This window comes from Mesorhizobium sp. M7A.F.Ca.CA.004.12.1.1 (assembly GCF_003997835.1).
In the GTDB taxonomy this organism is placed as follows: Bacteria; Pseudomonadota; Alphaproteobacteria; order Rhizobiales; family Rhizobiaceae; genus Mesorhizobium.
In genome coordinates this window covers 1-3,597 of the sequence record NZ_RZRK01000639.1, presented here as the reverse complement: position 1 = coordinate 3,597, position 3,597 = coordinate 1, and the positions used below count along the sequence as shown (strand labels likewise).

Annotated in this window: 2 protein-coding genes; both read left to right on the top strand. The window is 65.3% G+C overall.

From position 1 onward, the window contains the following. Positions 1-127 precede the first annotated feature (127 nt). The gene (locus EN984_RS26730; RefSeq protein ID WP_236383084.1) at positions 128-1,870 is read left to right on the top strand and encodes a methyl-accepting chemotaxis protein; all 1,743 of its coding nucleotides are present in this window, start codon (positions 128-130) and stop codon (positions 1,868-1,870) included. Positions 1,871-2,176: 306 nt separating this feature from the next. Next, complete coding sequence (locus EN984_RS26725; RefSeq protein ID WP_127267262.1) at positions 2,177-3,277, top strand: hypothetical protein; 1,101 nt, start codon at positions 2,177-2,179, stop codon at positions 3,275-3,277. The last annotated feature ends 320 nt before the right edge of the window (positions 3,278-3,597 follow it).

The window sequence follows — 3,597 nt, the reverse complement described above, 5'->3', positions numbered from 1 at the left end:
CGCCGGCGTCGGCTATCGGCCCCGCCGAGCATCTGCCCCGAAAACGCCGGTTTTCCCGTGTCTTTCCTTGCCAGGGCCGCGTTTCCCGTGGGAAGGGGCGTGGTATCTCAGGGCTTGGGGGCTTGGCATGACGAATATCGGGGCCGGGGGCGCAGCGCCCTCGCTTATCAGGGCATCGCTCAGCCGCACCGGCAAATGGGCCGGCAGTGTCGCCTTTATCGGGGGTGCCGTATCAGACATCCTCAATCCGCTGGCGCCGTTCGCCGCCTATATCGCGCTGACCGCCGCGGTGGCCGCAATCATCATCGCCATTGCCATCGTGCTCAGGCTGGTGCTGGCGGCCAGAGCGCTGCCGGCCTTGATCTTCGCCACCACGGCGGCGGCCGTCGCCAGTGGCGTCTACGGCCTGCAGCAGCAGACCAACGCCCAGAACGGGGTGATCGCCAGCCTGGTGCCGGCCATTGCCGGGCTGCAGCAGTCGATGGGCATCGTGTCCGAAAAAGTGGCCAGGATCGAGCAGACCGTCACGCAGATGCAAAATACGGTCGAGGCGGTCAAGCAGACGACCGACACGGTGGCGAAGAAGGCCGACGAGATCGCTAACGCCCAGCAGCAGCAGACGCAGCAGACGGCGGAGGTGCAGAAGACCACCGACGAGGTGAAGAAGCAGACCGAGACGCTGGCCGCCGGCCAGGCGCAGCAGCAGGCCCAGACCGAGAAGCTGCAAGAAACGACGCAGCAGATCGCCGCCTCGATCGACACCATCGCCAAGGGCTTTGCCGCCTTGGCCGCGCAAGGCGGGGCGATTGCCGAGCCGAAGCGGCCGGACGAATTCTACCACAATGCCCGCGTCTACGAGCTGTCCGGCGACATGCTCAACGCGCGGCGCTCCTACCTCGCCTTCGCCGGTTTCGATGTCGACGCCATCGACCCCTACACGCGCTTTGCCACGCTGCTTCGGGTGCAGGACGGTAAGGCCGGCGCGCGCGAAGTGTTCGGCGCGCTTGCCGACAAGGGCAAGGCGCTGTCGATCAAGCTTGTGCATATCCAGCAGTTCGACGACGCCCAGCGGCTCGACAAGCTCAACGCCTTCATATCAGCCAATCCAGATTTCGCGCCGGCCTATTTCCTGCTGGCGCAGGAGTTTTCCGAAGACCGGCTCGGCGCCCAGACGCTGGCCGACAAGCGCAACGAGGCCAAGGCGCTGACCAGGTTCGTGTCCTACGAAAAGGATGGCGGGCTGCTCAAATATGTCGTCGACCAGACGCAGTTGGCCGACTGGCTGGACCGCAGCCGCAACCGGCTGGCGGCACTCGGCGACGTGCTCGATCCCGCCCGCTTCGTGCCTTCGCTGACGCCGATGCGCTCCAACCAGGGCTGGTCGATGACCATCTCGCTGCCGGAGCCGGCGACCGCCATCTCCTGGCGCATGGGCGACAGCGGCCCGTTCACCGACACCGGTTTCCTGGCCATGAACGACCAGACGACCGGCAAGCCGATGGCCAATCCGAGCTTCGAGATGCCCGACAGCACCGTGGCGGGGATCATCGCCATCAAATATCTCGACATCAGGGGCCGCGAGACCGGCCCGTTCGACATCCGCTTCGACCCGGAGACCGCGCTCCAGCAAGGCAACAAGCAGATCCTCGACCAGTTCTGGACCTCGTGGATCGCTTTCGATGCCAGCGGCAATCATGGGCTGGTCTACTTCACCCAGATGCTGTCCTACCGCTGCGCCATCAAGCAGGTGCATTACAGCCTGAACGGCGCGGCGCTCGACAAGGAGATCAAGATGCCGCCCTGCGACAAGAAGGACCCTTACGCCATCCCCTACGACTACCAGCCCTATTCAAGGTCGCCGACAGCGTGAAATCGATGTCGGTGCAGGTCACCTACACCGACGACACCAAGTCGCCGGTGCGGGAATACAAGCGGCAGTAGAGGCGCCCACCCTCCCCCTTGTGGGGAGGGTCGATCCGCCCAGCGGATCGGGGTGGGGGTGACGCCGGCGCCAGACCCCCACCCCGTCGAACGATCTCCGCTTCGCTCCGGCCGCTCGCCGACCCTCCCCACAAGGGGGAGGGTGAAAGGGCGCTGATGCAAAATGCCTGTCGCAGTGCTTGCGCAGGTGCCGCCGAACAGGCCAGTTTGCGCCTGCAGAATCGGTGAGAGCGCAATGACCATCCACACCATCAAGGCCCGGGGCATTTCGGTTTCGCTCGACCTCACGGTCGGCCACATCGCCGACATGGTCGTCGAGGGTGGCGGGCGGCAGCTGAAGCCGCTGCACCGCGCACCCTGGGTCGATGCGAACGAGACACTGCCGGACAATTTGCCGGAAGGCACCGTTCGGCTGTCCGGCGATTTCCTCTGCGCGCCGTTTTCGCGCAGCGATGTCGAGGAAGCGCCGCTGCATGGCTGGCCGGCCAACAGCGCCTGGGATGTCGTCGAAAGTGCCGCGACAGACGATGGCTGGCGCGCGGTCTATCGCCTGCGGCACAAGGTGATGGGCGCTTCGATCGACAAGATCCTGACGCTGCGCGACGGCCATCCCTTCCTCTACCAGGAACATGTGTTTTCCGGCGGCCATGGTGCGATTTCGGTCGCGCATCACCCGATGACGACAATGACGGGCGGCGGCAGGCTGGCCTTTTCGCCGAAGCGGTTTGCCGCGACGCTGGACGACCCGCTGGAGCCGGATCCCGCACGCGGCCGCTTCCTGCTGGCCTATCCGGCACGATCCGCCGATCTCGGCCGTTTTCCCGCCGCAGGCGGCGGTACGCTCGACCTGACGGAATACCGCATGGGCGACCTGCGCGAGGATTTCCTCACGCTGGTCGAGACAGATCATGGCGGACCGGGCTGGACCGCGCTGGCGCGCCAGGCCGAGGACGATCTGGTGCTGGTGCTGAAGAACCCTGCCGAGCTACCGATCACCATGCTGTGGCTCAGCAATGGCGGGCGCGACTACGCGCCCTGGAGCGGCCGCCACCTTGGCGTGCTCGGCATCGAGGATGGCCGCGCCGCCGTCGGCCATGCCGCCTCGATCGGCGACAACTGGCTGAGGCGCGAAGGGGTAGCGACCGCCTTTGCGCTGGACGAAAGCCAAAGCGTTTCCTTTCGCCATGTCATCGGCGCCATGCCGCTATCTGGCGGCGAGCCACCGCAGGAGCTCACGACGGCGGATGGCCGCATGCGGCTGACGGCCGGTGGCGCGGCGCGGGAGGTTCCCTTCGACAGCGATTTCCTGCGTATTGGGCAGCCTGTGGCTGCCTGAACGAACAGCACAGTTTACTTCTGTTCGTTCAGGGGTTCCCATCAATTGCCAAAGTTGGCGCCGCCCCTCACCTGCCTGCCGGCATCCTCTCCCCGTATAGTGACGGGGAGAGGGGTGCTCTCATCACCGATTTCGCCAACTACCAGCGTTACAGAGTAGGCGCCGAGATTGCGGCTGGCCCCTTCTCCCCGTCACTATACGGGGAGAAGTGCCCGGCAGGGCGATGAGGGGCGGCGCCAACTTTGGCAAAAGACCGCCTCCAATAGCTCAAATCCCGATTTGAAATTTCCGCCAACTGCCGACAAGATACAGCGGAAATT

Coding starts and splice junctions, on each gene's coding strand:
- EN984_RS26730 (WP_236383084.1), top strand. CDS start 128: ATGACGAATATCGGGGCCGGGGGCGCAGCGCCCTCGCTTATCAGGGCA.
- EN984_RS26725 (WP_127267262.1), top strand. CDS start 2,177: ATGACCATCCACACCATCAAGGCCCGGGGCATTTCGGTTTCGCTCGAC.